The organism is Curtobacterium sp. Csp2 (assembly GCF_013347165.1).
Genome location: NZ_CP054593.1, coordinates 3,946,943 through 3,960,820, shown reverse-complemented (window position 1 = coordinate 3,960,820; position 13,878 = coordinate 3,946,943). Strand labels below are relative to the sequence as shown.

The 13,878-nt window shown below is 72.3% G+C and carries 15 protein-coding genes and 2 pseudogenes; 2 read left to right on the top strand and 15 right to left on the bottom strand.

What is annotated here, in order from left to right; genetic code table 11:
- From HUN59_RS19905 to HUN59_RS19260, 4 genes and pseudogenes are all read right to left on the bottom strand, one after another.
- Positions 1 to 226: pseudogene (locus HUN59_RS19905) on the bottom strand (hypothetical protein); the annotation flags it as partial.
- Positions 227 to 239: 13 nt separating this feature from the next.
- Positions 240 to 572 carry a hypothetical protein gene (locus tag HUN59_RS19270; RefSeq protein ID WP_058740371.1) on the bottom strand — a complete coding sequence of 111 codons (333 nt, stop codon included), beginning with the start codon at positions 570 to 572 and terminating at the stop codon, positions 240 to 242.
- Entirely contained in the window at positions 569 to 760 is a 192-nt protein-coding gene (locus tag HUN59_RS19265; protein WP_174779303.1) for a DUF2273 domain-containing protein, read from the bottom strand. Before HUN59_RS19265 ends, HUN59_RS19270 begins: the two co-directional genes overlap by 4 nt.
- Positions 753 to 1,190, bottom strand: a complete 438-nt coding sequence (locus HUN59_RS19260; RefSeq protein ID WP_174779302.1) for an Asp23/Gls24 family envelope stress response protein — start codon at positions 1,188 to 1,190, stop codon at positions 753 to 755. The genes HUN59_RS19265 and HUN59_RS19260 overlap by 8 nt, the downstream gene beginning before the upstream one ends.
- 287 nt (positions 1,191 to 1,477) lie before the next feature.
- Here HUN59_RS19260 and HUN59_RS19255 point away from each other — a divergent pair, with 287 nt between their 5' ends.
- Positions 1,478 to 2,107, top strand: a complete 630-nt coding sequence (locus HUN59_RS19255; RefSeq protein ID WP_174779301.1) for an HD domain-containing protein — start codon at positions 1,478 to 1,480, stop codon at positions 2,105 to 2,107.
- Here HUN59_RS19255 and HUN59_RS19250 read toward each other — a convergent pair.
- The 10 genes from HUN59_RS19250 to HUN59_RS19205 all read right to left on the bottom strand — a co-directional run bounded on the left by HUN59_RS19250 (position 2,104) and on the right by HUN59_RS19205 (position 12,374).
- The gene (locus tag HUN59_RS19250) at positions 2,104 to 4,008 is read right to left on the bottom strand and encodes an ABC transporter ATP-binding protein (protein ID WP_174779300.1); all 1,905 of its coding nucleotides are present in this window, start codon (positions 4,006 to 4,008) and stop codon (positions 2,104 to 2,106) included. The genes HUN59_RS19255 and HUN59_RS19250 overlap by 4 nt on opposite strands.
- A gap of 173 nt (positions 4,009 to 4,181) precedes the next feature.
- Positions 4,182 to 5,414: an acyl-CoA dehydrogenase family protein gene (locus tag HUN59_RS19245; RefSeq protein ID WP_174779299.1), complete on the bottom strand. Its 1,233-nt coding sequence runs from the start codon at positions 5,412 to 5,414 to the stop codon at positions 4,182 to 4,184.
- 41 nt (positions 5,415 to 5,455) lie between these two features.
- A complete protein-coding gene (locus tag HUN59_RS19240) occupies positions 5,456 to 6,088 on the bottom strand; it encodes an AmiS/UreI family transporter (protein ID WP_174779298.1) in 633 nt (210 codons plus the stop codon).
- 179 nt (positions 6,089 to 6,267) lie between these two features.
- Positions 6,268 to 6,954 (bottom strand): hypothetical protein, encoded by a 687-nt coding sequence (locus tag HUN59_RS19235; RefSeq protein ID WP_174779297.1) that lies wholly within the window; start codon positions 6,952 to 6,954, stop codon positions 6,268 to 6,270.
- A 106-nt stretch (positions 6,955 to 7,060) separates the two neighbouring features.
- Positions 7,061 to 7,804 (bottom strand): SDR family NAD(P)-dependent oxidoreductase, encoded by a 744-nt coding sequence (locus HUN59_RS19230; RefSeq protein WP_058740915.1) that lies wholly within the window; start codon positions 7,802 to 7,804, stop codon positions 7,061 to 7,063.
- Positions 7,804 to 8,616 carry an SDR family NAD(P)-dependent oxidoreductase gene (locus HUN59_RS19225; protein WP_174779296.1) on the bottom strand — a complete coding sequence of 271 codons (813 nt, stop codon included), beginning with the start codon at positions 8,614 to 8,616 and terminating at the stop codon, positions 7,804 to 7,806. Before HUN59_RS19225 ends, HUN59_RS19230 begins: the two co-directional genes overlap by 1 nt.
- Complete coding sequence (locus HUN59_RS19220; protein WP_174779295.1) at positions 8,613 to 9,962, bottom strand: MFS transporter; 1,350 nt, start codon at positions 9,960 to 9,962, stop codon at positions 8,613 to 8,615. The genes HUN59_RS19225 and HUN59_RS19220 overlap by 4 nt, the downstream gene beginning before the upstream one ends.
- Before the next feature lie 98 nt (positions 9,963 to 10,060).
- Complete coding sequence (locus HUN59_RS19215; protein ID WP_217483591.1) at positions 10,061 to 11,101, bottom strand: asparaginase; 1,041 nt, start codon at positions 11,099 to 11,101, stop codon at positions 10,061 to 10,063.
- A complete protein-coding gene (locus HUN59_RS19210; protein WP_152999408.1) occupies positions 11,098 to 11,445 on the bottom strand; it encodes a hypothetical protein in 348 nt (115 codons plus the stop codon). Before HUN59_RS19210 ends, HUN59_RS19215 begins: the two co-directional genes overlap by 4 nt.
- A 26-nt stretch (positions 11,446 to 11,471) precedes the next feature.
- A complete protein-coding gene (locus HUN59_RS19205; protein ID WP_114851511.1) occupies positions 11,472 to 12,374 on the bottom strand; it encodes a polysaccharide deacetylase family protein in 903 nt (300 codons plus the stop codon).
- Between the two features lie 176 nt (positions 12,375 to 12,550).
- On the opposite strand from HUN59_RS19205, the gene HUN59_RS19200 reads away from it, so the two are divergent.
- Positions 12,551 to 13,603, top strand: coding sequence for a LacI family DNA-binding transcriptional regulator (locus HUN59_RS19200; protein ID WP_174779293.1), 1,053 nt, complete (start codon positions 12,551 to 12,553; stop codon positions 13,601 to 13,603).
- Between the two features lie 9 nt (positions 13,604 to 13,612).
- On the opposite strand, the pseudogene HUN59_RS20025 reads toward HUN59_RS19200, so the two are convergent.
- Positions 13,613 to 13,873 (bottom strand): annotated as a pseudogene (locus HUN59_RS20025) (MFS transporter); the annotation flags it as partial.
- Positions 13,874 to 13,878: the final 5 nt, after the last annotated feature.

Sequence of the window (13,878 nt, the reverse complement as noted above, 5' to 3'; positions counted from 1 at the left end):
CCTCGGCGATGGTCGTGAACGCGGCGTCGGGCTGCAGGGCGGCGTCGACGATGGTCTGCGGGTCGGCCAGCAGCGGGGGCTGGCCGATGGCCTTCAGGACCGCTTCGACGCCGATCCACGCCGCGACCAGGGCGGTGACGATCAGGGTGATCGCGACCGCGGTGGACCGGGACCGGTGCACGCTCCGACGGCGCAGGCGCCGCTCGAGCGAAGAAGTGCTGCTCATCAGTGTCTCCCCTTTACCGGACCCGGTCCTCGTGCTCACGCACGATCCCGGTCAGTTCGATGTGGGCACTGCCCACCTGCCGCCCCGACAACTCCGACACCCGCGCCTTGATGGCATCGGCTGCCCGCGAGGCGGCGGACACGATGTCCGGCTGCTCGCGGATCGGCCCCGTCACGTCGAGTGCGAGGCTGCCGGCGTGGTCGCCGACGTCGATGCGCAGTCGCTTGGCGGGGACGCCGAGGCGCTCCGCGGATGCGGCACGGGCGAGGGTCGTCAGGGCTCGGGCGGTGATCTCGACCCGGCCCGGGACGGCGCTCGTGTGGACGCCTTCCGGGCCGGCGTTCACCGGGAGCTCCGGCGTCCGGTCAGCACGTCGGTCAGGGCACCGCGGTCGATCTTGCCCGAGCTGATCGCGGCCACGAGGGCACCGATCGCACCGAACACGATCACCAGGACGAAGCCCCAGAAACCGAACTGCAGGGCCACGACGGCCAGGACGGCGCCGATCAGGGCGCCGACGAGTGTGTTACTCAACGCGCGACTCCTTCTTGTCCTCGTTGTCGTCGTCGTCACCCGGGATGTGGACGTCCTGGACGGTCACGTTGACCTCGACGACGTCCATGCCGACGATCTGGGTCAGGGCGCGGCTCACGGACGAGCGGACGCCGTCGGCGACCTGCTGCAGCGACACCGGGTACTCGGCGACGATGGTGACGTCGGCGGCGACCTGCTTCTCGCCGACCTCGACCTTGACGCCCTGGCCGTGGTCGCGCTGGCCGATCGCGTCGCGGATCGCACCGATGGCACGGGCGGCACCGTTGCCGAGCGAGTGGACCCCGTTGACCTCGCGGGCGGCGATGCCGGCGACCTTCTCGACTACGGTGTCCTCGATGTGGGTCTTGCCCGAGACGTTTCCGGTGCCGGCGGCGGGACGGGCGGCGGTGAGGTTGGTGGTGTCAGCCATGTGTGTGCTCCTTCCGAGGTGTCCGCCGGGCGATCCCAGCGGATGCTGTTCACGAGTGGGACGGACTGCATCCGAGGATCGTCACGTCACCCGTTTCGTTCCGAGGAGACGCCCAGGAAGCCGTCGTTCCGGGGTGTCTCTGTCCCCCGATCGGCCGTTGCAACGGCGTTGTCGTGCGCAACGCGTCCGTGGACGTGCGTCGATCGGACCGTGACCGCGACCGTCCGCCGGAAAGCGCGCCGCGTCGTCGGGCGCCGTGTCGTCGCGCCCCGTGCCAGGATCGCCGCATGCGCATCGCCGACTTCGTCGTCCCCGACACCGCCGCCGCCCGCGCCGCCCGGGTCCTCGCCGAGGAGTACCAGTCGCCCGCGATCACGGCGCACGGGATCCGCTCCTGGTACTGGGCGGAGGCGTTCGCGGTGCACGACGGCATCGTCGACGTCGACCACGAACTGCTCTGGGTCGCCGCGGTCCTGCACGACGTCGGGACTGTGCCCGAGTTCGACGCGCACGCGATCTCGTACGAGCACGCGGGCGGCCACGTCGCGGTCGCACTCACGACCGGGGCGGGGTGGGCCGCCGAACGCCGACACCGGGTGCTCGACGTCGTCGTCCGGCACAACTGGCCGTCGGTCGACGTGGGACTCGACGTCGAGGGACACCTGCTCGAACGGGCGACCGGGCTCGACGTGTCCGGCGCCGAACCGGACGTGCTCCCCGAGGCGTTCCTGCGCGAGGTGCTCACGGCGTACCCGCGCGGCGACTTCGCCGCCGAGTTCGGCGCGTGTGTGGTCGACCAGGCGGCGAGGAAGCCGACGACGGCGGCCCGGCGACTGGTGGACGGCGGGCTCGTCGAGAAGCTCGCCCGCAACCCGCTCGAGCAGCTCGGGCGGCCCGGTTCGGTCGGGCCTGGCTAACGCTCGCTCAGTGCCGCCTCGGCCTCGGCCGCGACGGCCTGCTGGACCGCGAACTGGGTGCGGTGCAGCTCCTCGTACCGGCCGCCGGCGGCCAGGAGCTCGTCGTGCGTCCCGCGCTCGACGATCGACCCGTCCTCGACCACCAGGATCTGGTCGGCGCTGCGGATGGTCGAGAGCCGGTGCGCGATGACCATCGCCGTGCGTCCCTCGAGTGCCTCGCTCAGCGCCGCCTGCACCGCGGCCTCGGACGTGGAGTCGAGCGCCGCCGTCGCCTCGTCGAGGATGACCACGCGCGGCTGTGCGAGGAGGAGCCGGGCGATCGTCATCCGCTGGCGCTCCCCGCCGGACAGCCGGTAGCCGCGCTCCCCCACCATGGTGTCGAGCTGGTCCGGCAGCGACCGGATGAGCGGCTCAAGCCGGGCCCGGCGAACGGCGTCCCAGACCTCGTCGATGGTGGCCTCGGGTCGGGCGAGCCGCAGGTTCGCGAGGATCGTCTCGTGGAACAGGTGCCCGTCCTGCGTCACCATGCCGAGCGTGTGGCGCATCGACGCGAACGTCACGTCGCGGACGTCGGTGCCGGCGAGGCGCACCGCACCGCTGTCGACGTCGTACAGGCGGGAGAGCAGCTGGGCCACGGTCGACTTGCCGGCGCCCGAGGTGCCGACGAGGGCGACGGTCTGCCCGGGCTCGATCCGGAAGGACAGGCCGTGCAGGACCTCGTCCCCGCCACGGGTGTCGAGCGTCGCGACCTCTTCCAGGGAGGCCAGCGAGACCTTCTCGGCGGACGGGTAGCCGAACCGGACGTCGTCGAACTCGACCGAGACCGGGCCGTCGGGCACCGTGACGGCGTCCGGGCGCTCCTTGATCAGCGGGTCGAGGTCGAGCACCTCGAAGACGCGCTCGAAGCTCACCACGGCGCTCATCACCTCGACCCGGGCGTTCGCCAGGCTCGTCAGCGGCGCGTACAGGCGGGTGAGCAGGAGCGCGAGCGTCACGACCTCGCCCGTGTCGAGCTGCCCGCCGAGCGCGAGCGTGCCGCCGAGGCCGTACACGAGCGCCAGGGCCAGCGCGGACACGAGCATGAGCGCCGTGAAGAAGACGAACTGCAGCATCGCCGTGCGGACGCCGATGTCCCGCACCCGCGCGGCGCGGACGCGGAACTCCTCGGCTTCTTCGTCGGGACGGCCGAACAGCTTGACGAGGGTGGCGCCCGGCGCCGAGAACCGCTCCGTCATCTGCGTGCTCATCGCCGAGTTGTGGTCGGCCGCCTCACGACGCAGGGCGGCGAGGCGTCCGCCCATCCGACGCGCGGGGACGAGGAACAGCGGGAGCATGACGATCGCGAGCACGGTGACGAGCCACGACGTGCTGAGCATCACGGTCAGGGTGAGGATCAACGCCACGAGGTTCGTCACGACGCCCGAGAGCGTGCCGCTGAACGCCTGCTGCGCACCGATCACGTCGTTGTTGAGTCGGCTGACCAGGGCGCCCGTGCGGGTACGGGTGAAGAACGCGATCGGCATCTTCTGCACGTGGTTGAAGACCGCGGTGCGGAGGTCGAGGATGACGCCCTCGCCGATCCGCGCCGAGTACCAGCGGGTCAGCAGCGACGCCGCCGCGTCCGCGACGGCGACCAGGGCGATCACGACGGCGAGCCACACGATCGTGCCGACGGCACCGCGGGCGACGATGACGTCGACGACGTTGCCCGCGAGGACCGGGGTCGCGACGGCCAGGAACGCACCGACCACCGAGAGGGCGATGAACACGACGAGCTGGGTCCGGTAGGGCACCGCGAAGGTCATGATCCGCTTCACGGAGGCGCGCGAGATCCCCCGCGTGCCCTCCTTCGCGGACGAGATCTTGTAGAGCGAGCTCCAGGCCGCGCCTTCCATGCTCATGGCAGTTCCTCCCGGGCACCGGATCAGCGGGCCCCGGTCAGGATACGGGGCGGCCTCCGACACGCGGGTGGTCGCGGTCGCGACCAGGAGCCGGACGGGAGGCCCGTGGCGGCGTCGCCACGGGCCTCCCGTCCGATGGTGGGTCGCGCTCGACGCGAGCCGACCCCGTGCCGTCAGCGGGACCGGGTCGCGCCGATCGCCCAGACCCGCGGCGGCTCCGCGCCGTTGACGGCGTGGTCGCCGACGATGCGGGCCTTGAAGACCCACGGGTTGTGGCTCCCCGCGGTGCGGGCGTTCCGCCAGTGCCGGTCGAGGTTCTTCGACGTACTCACGCCCGACGCGGCGAGCGCGTCGAAGAGGTGGGACGTCGCGGTGGTCGCGAGGGTCGTGAGCGCGACCTGCGCCTGCGCGGTCGCGAGCTCCGCGCGGTCGTTCCGGCGCTCGTCCTCGGTCTCGTCGAGGGCGGCGCCCTCGTACGCGGCCTGCAGCGCCTCGGCGGCGCGGTCGACGATCGCGGACGCGGCGAAGCCGGCGGCGGAGACCTCGCCGACGACCTGGAGGATCTGCGGGTCCGCCGCGAACGTGTCGGCGTTGCCGTGCGAGAACACCCGGTTCCGGTTCCGGACCTGCAGCGCGATCTCGCGCTCGGCGGCGAGCACCGACCCGGCGAGGACCGTGAGGAGCACCGCCTGGTAGTACGCGGTCTGGTACTTGAACCGGTCGTCGAAGGGGATCACCGCGTCGGCGGCGACGACCGCGTCGGTGAAGGTGCTCGTCCCGGACCCGGTGGTGCGCTGCCCGAAGCCGTCCCAGTCGTCGGCGTGCGTGACCCCGGGCTGGTGTGCGTCGACGATCGCGATGACCCGCTCCCCGGTGTCGGTGCGCTCGGCGTACGTGTCGATCCAGTCGGCGAAGATGCTGCCCGTCGAGTAGTACTTCTGCCCGCTGATGCGGAAGGTGCCGTCCGGCTGCGGCGTGACCTTCGTGATCACGTCGCCGATCTGCACGGCGCCGACCTCGGTCCAGGAGTTGCCGGCGATCTCGCCCCGGCCGAACCGCTCGAGCCACGCGTCACGCTCCCCGGAGCGGGCGACCAGACGGTCCTCGACGAGGGCGAAGTGGCCGCGGAGCGCCTGCGGGATGTTGCTGTCCGCGGCGGCGAGCTCAGTGAGCAGGCGGAAGGTCTGCGGCAGGGTCGCGCCGGCGCCGCCGAACTCGGCGGGGACGCGGAGGGCGCCGAAGCCCGCGGCGGCGAGCTCGCGGATCTCGTCGTGCGGCAGGCGGTGCTCCTGTTCGCGGGCGCTCGCGCCGGCGGCGATGCGGTCGAAGAGCGGGCGGAAGCGGGCGGCGAGGGTCTCGTAGTCGGGGGTGGTGGTCGGTGCGGTCGTGGCGGTGGTGGTGGTCATGGTGGCTCCTCGGGCTGGTGTGACGGGTCTGGGTGTGTCGGTCAGGCGACGGCGGGGGTCGCGGTCTGCGCGTGGTCGGACGCGGACCCCGACCGGTGGGGGCGGCGCGCCAGGACGGCGGCCCCGCCGAAGACGGCGACGGCGACGAGGGCCGCCGCAGCAGTCCAGACGGGACCGGTCGGCCAGTTCCCGGACAGCCCGAGCAGCGCCGGGACGGTGGTGGTCGTCTGGCTGGCGAGGACCAGCGCCCACGCGGTGTACCGACCGATCGGCCGGCCGAGCGCGAGCAGCACGAAGAAGAGCGACCAGAGCCCGGCCCACGTCGCCCAGAGGACGGCGAGGACGGGGTCGACCGTGGCGTTCGTCACGGCGAACACCACGGCGACGCCCGCCACGAGCCCGCAGAACCAACCGAGTCCCGCCGAGCCGAGACCGGTCAGGGTGTCGAGCCCGACGTACAGGTAGGTCAGGCCGAACAGGAAGGTGCCCGCGATCGCGAGCAGGGCCGGCAGCGAGCCGTCCGCCGTGACGGCGACGGCCGTGCACAGGACGAGCTGGAGGCCGCCGACGAGGACGTTGAACACGCCGCTGTCACGACCGGGCACCCGTCCGAGCAGGGTGAGGCCGTTGACCAGGAGGGCGGCCCCGGAGAGGAGCAAGCAGATGTACGCCATACCGGAACCGTGGCAGCGTCGAGCGCCCCGCGGAAGGGACGTGTCGATGTGTGTCCGACGGTGACGCCGTGTGACGCGCGGACGTCGGCGTCCGCCCGGTGGAGCCTCCGGGGGCCTCGACCCGCACGGCCCCCGCTCGCGAGTCCGCGAGCGGGGGCCGTGATCTCGTGCACGAACGATCAGTTGGTGCGGACGACCTGCACCGGGGAGAGGTCGCTCTGGCCGTCGAGTCGCTGGACGAGGACGAGCTGGTTCGCCCCGAGGTCCAGGTCACGAGTCACCTGGAGCCGGAAGTCCCAGTTCTCGTCGACGACCGCCTGACCGTAGGAGTTGCCCACCGAGTCACGGAGTTCGACGCTCGCGCCGGGTGTGGCGATGCCGTCGAGGACCGGACGCGCGGACGACGCCTCGGAGGTCAGCAGGCCGGCCCAGCCCAACGATGTCGGGGCCGAGTAGGACGCGGTCTGGACTACCCCGTTGCCCGGTGTCGCAAGGGTGAGTGGGTACGCCGACGAGACGGTGCCGGCCGGCGTGGACGCGAGGAGCTGCATGTCGTTCACGCCGGGCGTGAGCTCTCGGAGCATGTAGACCTGCCAGCGTCCTCCGGCACCGACGACGCCCGAGCCCATCAGTTCCCTGCCCCGCACCAGGGCGACGCGGGTGGCGCCGGGCGCGGTCCCGCTCACCTGCGGTCGAGCCGTCGAGACGGTCGAGCCGGACGGGATGGTCGGGGTGATGGCCGTCTGCGCCTGCGTGGTCGCGATCGCCGAGACGTCGGTGGGCGCGTGCCCGACACCCGATGCAAGGGGAGCCAGCGGAGCGAGGAGTGCGCTGCTCAGTGCGAGCGCGGTGGTGATGATCGTCATGTCGTTTCCGATCTGTCGATGGTTGGGACGATGAACAGTATGTCGGTATTTCACATGACGCATGCTTGATCCGGGTACTCGCGGTGCGTGCACGCTGTGTCAGGCCCTACGGCATGACGTCGCCGGAGTTCGGACCGAGGGTCTGCCCCGTGTACAGGTCCCCGCCGGGCGAGCTGGCCAGCAGGAGCGCGGTCGGGGCCACCTCGGCGGGGACCCCGAACCGGCCGAGCGGGAGTTCGGCGGCCTTCGCGGCCCGCCACGCCTCGGTCATGCCGTCCGTCATCGGTGAGACGACCGGGCCCGGGGCGATCGCGTTGACCAGGACGCCGCGGCCGCTCCACTCGATCGCGGCGCTCTTCGTCAACGCGATGACACCGGCCTTCGCCGCGGCGTAGTGCGCGACCTCGGCTCCGCCCTTGATCGCGAGCTGGGACGCGACGGTGATGATCCGTCCGCGGCCGTCCCGGAGCATGCGGCGTCCAACGGCCCGCATGACCAGGAAGACGCCGGTCAGGTCGACCGACAGCACCCTCGACCACTCCGCGGCGGACAGGTCCTCGAGCGGCGACTGGGAGAGCACGCCGGCCGCGTGCACGAGGACGCCGATCCCGCCGTGCTCCTGGTCGACCGCGTGGACGACGGCCTCGACAGCATCCTCGTCGGTCACGTCGAGCACGACGGGTTGCACGCCGGGGCGACCGGCGAGCGCCGCGAGGGCGTCCGCGTCGCGGTCGGCCGCGACGACCTGCGCTCCGGCGGCGACGAACGTGTCGACGACGGCGAGCCCGATGCCGCTCGCCGCCCCCGTGACGAGTGCGGTCGTGCCGGACAGGTCCCCGGTGGCCGCCATCAGTCGGCCATCAGGATCGTCAGCCCGCCGTCGACGACGAGTTCCTGCCCGGTGACGTAGCGCGCCTCGCGGCTGAGCAGGAAGCGGATCGCGGCCGCCGCCTCGTCCGCCTGACCGACCCGGCCCCACGGGATCCGCTCCCCCGCCGCGGCGAGCCCGTCCGGGCCGAGGGAGTTGACGGCGTCCGCGGACTGCGGCGTCTCGATGAGCCCCGGGATGATCGTGTTCACGCGGATGCCGCGTGGGGCGAGCTCAGCCGCGGCACTCCGGACGAGCCCGATCACCGCCGCCTTCGCCGCGGCGTAGTGGCTGTGCGCGACCCATCCGTACACGCCGCCGGCGATCGACGAGACCGCCACCATCGAGCCGCCGGAGCCGAGGTGCCGGGCGCCGGCGCGGAGCGTGCGCATCACCCCGTGCAGGTCGACCTGGAGCAGGTCGTCCCACGCGGCGTCGGTCATCGTGTCGAGCGGCTGCCGCCGGAGCACCCCGGCGCCCGCGACGACGTGGTCGACCCGGCCCCACCGGTCGATCGCGGTCCGGAAGACGGCGTCGACGTCCTCGGTGCTGCGGACGTCGGCGCTGACGGTCACCGCGCTACCGCCGGCCTGCTCGACCGCGGCCACCACGGCGGCGGGGTCGTGCGGGTCACCGGCGAACACCGGGATGACGATGTTCGCCCCGTGCTCGGCGAGCTGCACCGCGAGGGCGGCGCCGATCCCGCTCGCGGCGCCCGTGACGACCGCGACGCTCCCCGCGAACTCGGAGTAGACGCCCGTCGGTGTCGTCGTGCTCGATGCTCGCTCACTCAATGCTCGATCACCGCCACGCGCTTCGTGGCGAGCATGATCACGCCGGAGAGCACCATGCCGCCGGCGCCCACGATGAGCGCCGCCGGGCCGAGGCCGATGCTGCCGGCGACGAGGACGGTGAGGACCGCGGAGCCGATGATCGACCCGGGCTGTCCCATCGCGGTGACGAAGGCAGACCCGGTCGCACGGCAGCTCGAGTCGAAGCACTCGGCCTGCAGGAAGAGCAGGGACGCGTACGGCCCGAGCAGGAAGAACAGCGTCGCCATGTAGGTGACGAGCACGTAGCCGAAGTCGCTCGGACCGGTCACGAACAGGGTCCAGCAGACGCCCGCGAGCACCCAGCCCGCGACGATGGTGGTCTTGCGGCCGATCACGTCGCCGAGCCAGCCGTGGAACAGGTAGCCCGCGGCGCCGACGACGTTCGACAGCACGATGATGAGCAGGGACATGCTCGGATCGACGCCCTTGACGCCCTCGAGCATGGTCGTGCCGAGCACGCTCGTCGTGGTGATGCCGAAGTAGTTCACGATCCAGGCGATCGAGAGCACGACCGTGTTGCGCGCGTACCGACGACCGAAGATCGCGCGGAGCGGGTTCGGCCCCTCGTCGACGATGCCGAAGCGGGCGGCGATCTCCGCGGCCTCCTCGGTCCGACCCGACTTCCGCAGCTGGCGCAGGTACGTGTTCAGGCGGTGCTGCGGCGTCTCCTTGATGCCCTTGCGGAGGAACAGCACGAAGATCGCGGGGACGGTGGCGATGAGGAAGGCGAGCCGCCACGAGTCCTGCCCGAACACCCCGGCGACGCCGGCGATGAACGCGGCGGCGAGGAGCGCACCGATCGGCCACCCGGTCTGGACCAGGCTGTAGAAGAACCCGCGGCGCTTCTTCACCCCTTCGAGCTCGGTGAGCGCGAAGACCTCGTTGAGGTACGTCGAGTTGACCGACTGCTCCGCCATGCCGAAGCCGCTGAGGGCGCGGAAGCCGACGAGCGAGGCGACCCCGGTCGACGCGGCCGTCAGGAGCGAGGAGAGCGCGGCGCCACCGATGGTGACCATCATCCCGCGACGGCGGCCGAGGCGGTCGACGAACAGCCCGACGAGGATCACGACGACGAACACGCCGACGCTCACGAGCGTGTTCGCGAGGAGGGCCGTCTGCTCGTTCCAGCCGAAGTCCTGGGCGATGCGCGGCAGGAGCGTGCCGAACATGATGAAGTCGTAGACCGCCAGGGTCCAGGCGAAGAAGGCGAGGGTCGCGCCGCGCTTGGTCTCCTTCGCCCCGATCGCGGGGAACGTCCCGGAGGACAGCTGGAGCCCCTCGGGCTCGCGGGTGGTCGTGGTGGTCATGGGTGGTCCTCTCGGTTCGGCGGTGCGGGCTGACGGGTGGAGGGATGGGGTCGTGCGGGTCGGAAGCGGCCTTGGTGGGACGGGCCAGGGTGGTGCGGTCAGGGGCGGGGCGTCGGCGGTGTTCCGCGGCCGCGCGCCGCGAACTCCCGGTGGATGCGGTCCCGAGGGGCGTCCTCCGCGAGGAGCGTCGCGAGCAGCAGCCGTGCCTTGAGCCCGTCGAGGCGTCCGGCCGGCACCAGGCCCGACCGCAACAGGTCGATCTCGCCGCCGGGGAACCCGTAGGTGGACGTGAGCGTCTCGCCCGCGCCGGTCCGCGAGGCCAGGACGACGGGCATCCGGGCGGCGAGCGCGCGGACCGCGTCGACGGTGTGTGCGGCGACGTGGCCGCCACCGAAGCCCTCGATGACCGCGCCCCGGTACCCGAGCCCGTCCAGCGCGGACAGGACGCGGCCGTCGTCGGCGAGGGTGACGCGGTGCAGGGCGACCGGCGGGAGGGGCGCGACCCGTCGGGTGAGCGCCGGGAACCGGCCCGCGGGGGTCCGGAAGCGGGGCGTCCCCTCGGTGAGCAGGCCCACCGGCCCGGTGCCCGGCGAGGTGAAGGCGCCCGTCGAGGAGGTGTGCGTCTTGCGGACCGACGCCGCAGTGTGGACCTCGTCGTTGAGCACGACGAGCACGCCCCGGCCGACGGCGGCCGGGTCGGCGGCCACGGCGACGGCGGCCAGCAGGTTCGCGGGGCCGTCCGCTCCCGGGGCGGATGCGTGGCGCATCGCGCCGGTGACGACGAGCGGCTCGGGTCGGTCCCAGCCGAGGTCGAGCAGGTACGCGGTCTCCTCGATGGTGTCGGTGCCCTGCGAGACGACCACGCCCGACGACCCGGTGGCGACGGCTTCGCGAGCGGCGTCGAGCGTGCGCTGGACGTCGTCGAACCCGAGCGAGGGCGACGGGAGCAGCCCGAGCTGGTGGGCCTCGACGTGCGCGATGTCCGCGATCGCCGGGACACCGCCGACCAGGTCCGCCGCGGTGATCCGCGGGACGGCGCCCGGGCGGCCCGTGGCGGAGCCGGTGGTCCCCTCGTCGACGCTGGCGATGGTGCCGCCGAGTGCGAGGTACGCCAGGCGGGGCAGGGTCACGACGGTCACCGGAGCGCCCCCGTCCGCCGGTCGAGCGCACCGACCAGGGCGCGGAGGTCCAGGTCGAGGACATCGCGGTCGTCGCCGAGCGCGCGGGCCCGGGCGGCGACCGACGTCCAGTCGACGCGCCCGGGGCGGAGCCGCTCCACGGCGTCGAGCACCCCGTCGATCCCCTGGGCCACGACCTGGCCGCCCGTCGGCCCCTGCACGACGACGCGGACGGTGCCCGGGGCCGGGCGCACGCGGATCCGCTCCGAGGCGAAGAGCCGCGTCGTCCACGACGCCAGTGCCCGCTGTGCCCGGGTGCGACCCGCCGGGGTGTCCTCGACGTCGGCCGCCGACCGGTCACGCACCGCGCCGCCGCCGCAGGCGCCGCACATCAGTACTCGCGGGGGCGCTCGGCCCCGGCGAACGGGAAGCGGACGCGGAAGTCGTCCGCGATCTCGTTCATCGTCACGAACCGCACCCCCTCGTGTCCGCGGAGGTACTCGATGAGGCGCTCGATCATGAGCAGCACCTGGGGTCGACCGGAGACGTCGGGGTGGATCGTGATCGGGAACACCGCGTAGTCGAGCTCGCGGTACACCCAGTCGAACTGGTCCTTCCACATCTGCTCGACGTCGCGGGGGTTGACGAAGCCGTGGCTGTTCGGGCTCGACTTGATGAACATCATCGGCGGCAGGTCGTCGACGTACCAGTTCGCCGCGATCTCGACGAGGTCGATCTCGGAGCCGTGCACGAGCGGCGTCATCCAGGTCGCCGGGTCCTGCGCGTAGTCGATCGGCGTCCACGAGTCGCCGACGATCGAGTAGTACGGGACGAAGTCCTTGTGCTGCTGGCTGTGGTCGTAGCTGAACCCGAACTTCTTCAGCAGGGTCGGCGTGTAGCTGCTCAGTTCCCACCAGGGGGCGACGTACCCGGTCGGCTGCTGCCCGGTGAGCCGGGTGATCAGCTCCACCGAGCGCTCCATGACCGCGTCCTCCTGCGCCTCGGTCATCGCGACGGGGTTCTCGTGGCTGTACCCGTGGGCCCCGATCTCGTGCCCGGCGTCGAACAGCGCGCGGCACTCGTCGGGGAAGGTCTCGAGCGAGTGGCCGGGGATGAACCAGGTCGCCGCGATGTCCGCTCGGTCGAACACCTTCTGCAGACGGGGCACACCCGTGCGCCCGGCGAAGATGCCGCGCTGGATGTCGGAGGGCGAGTCGGCGCCGCCGTACGAGCCGAGCCACCCGGCGACCGCATCGATGTCGACGCCGAAGGAAACGAGGATCTCTTTCACCATGGGTCATCGTCTTTCGTTCGTGATTGCAATACATGCAATCGTTTGCAACACCGTCGATGGTTCCAGCGGCTTGTTTCGTCCCGCCTGCTCGCGTGTAACCAACGTGTTTCACTTCCGGTGACCGCAATCGATTGCGTGACTGCGGGGCGCGATCATCCGTCACCTAGGATCGGGACATGGGCACCACGGAGGACGGACCGGTCGAACGCGACCACCCGGGTCGTCGCGGCGAGGCGACGCTGCAGGCGATCGCCGCGCGGGCCGGGGTGCACGTCTCGACGGCGTCGCGGGTCCTGCGCCAGACCGAACCGACGCGTGGGTGGAGCGCCTCGGCGCAGCGGGTGATCGCGGCGGCACTCGAGCTCGGGTACCGACCGAACCGGCTCGCCTCGTCGCTGCGGACCCGGCGGTCGGACACCATCGGCGTCGTGATGCCCCGACTCGCGGACACGGTGATCGCCACCATCTGCCAGGCGATCGAGTCGGCCGCGCGGTCCGCCGGGTACCAGGTCCTGCTCACCACGCCGCCGGACGACATGGGCGCGCAGCTCGAGGCCGTGGACTTCCTGCTCTCTCGTCAGGTCGACGGGCTGATCGTCAGCTCCCTGCACCTGTCCGCGCGGACACCGCGTCTGGCCGAACTGCCCGTCCCGATCATCGCGACGAACCGGCACCCCGGCGACTGGCTGCCCGCGGTCGTCGGTGACGACGTCGAGGGTGGCCGGATCGCCGCGGAGCACCTGCTCGCGCTCGGCCACCGACGCATCGGTGTCGTCGCGGGGCCGCGGCACGCCAGCACGGCGGTCGAGCGGGTGGCCGGCTTCCGGCTCGCACACGAGCAGCGCGGCATCCCGGTCGACGACGCCCTGGTGGTGCACAGCGACTTCGAGGTCGAGGGCGGCGTCGTCGGCGCGCACGCCCTGCTGTCGTCGGTGGACCCGCCGACCGCGATCTTCGCGGTGAACGACACCGCGGCGATCGGGGTCATGGGTGCTGCCCGGCAGCGGGGTCTGCGGGTCCCGGACGACCTGTCGATCGTCGGCTACAACGACATCTCGATCGTCGCGCAGCTGCCGACGCCGCTCACCACGGTGCACTCGCCGACGGGCCGCATGGGTGCCGTCGCGGTCGAACGCCTGCTCGCTGCACGGGCGTCCGGGACGCCGGACGGTGCGGTGCTGCCCGTCTCGCTGGTGGTGCGGTCCTCGACGGGCCCCGTCCGGTCCTGACCCGACCGCGAGCCCGACCAGGCCCGCGGTGGAGATCACGGTGAGGGCCCGGACGCGCAGGTCCTCGGCGTCGAACAGGCGGAACGCGAGGGCCATCGCACCCGGGGTGGTCATCGCCGCCGCGACGCCCGTGAGCGCGCGGACCACGACCAGCCCCTCGACCGAGGTGACGGCGAGGGTCGCGACGCTCACCCCGGCGAGCAGGACGAGTCCGACGAGCATGACCCGGCGGCGACCGAACCGGTCGGCGACGGCGCCGAACAGGAGCATCAGGC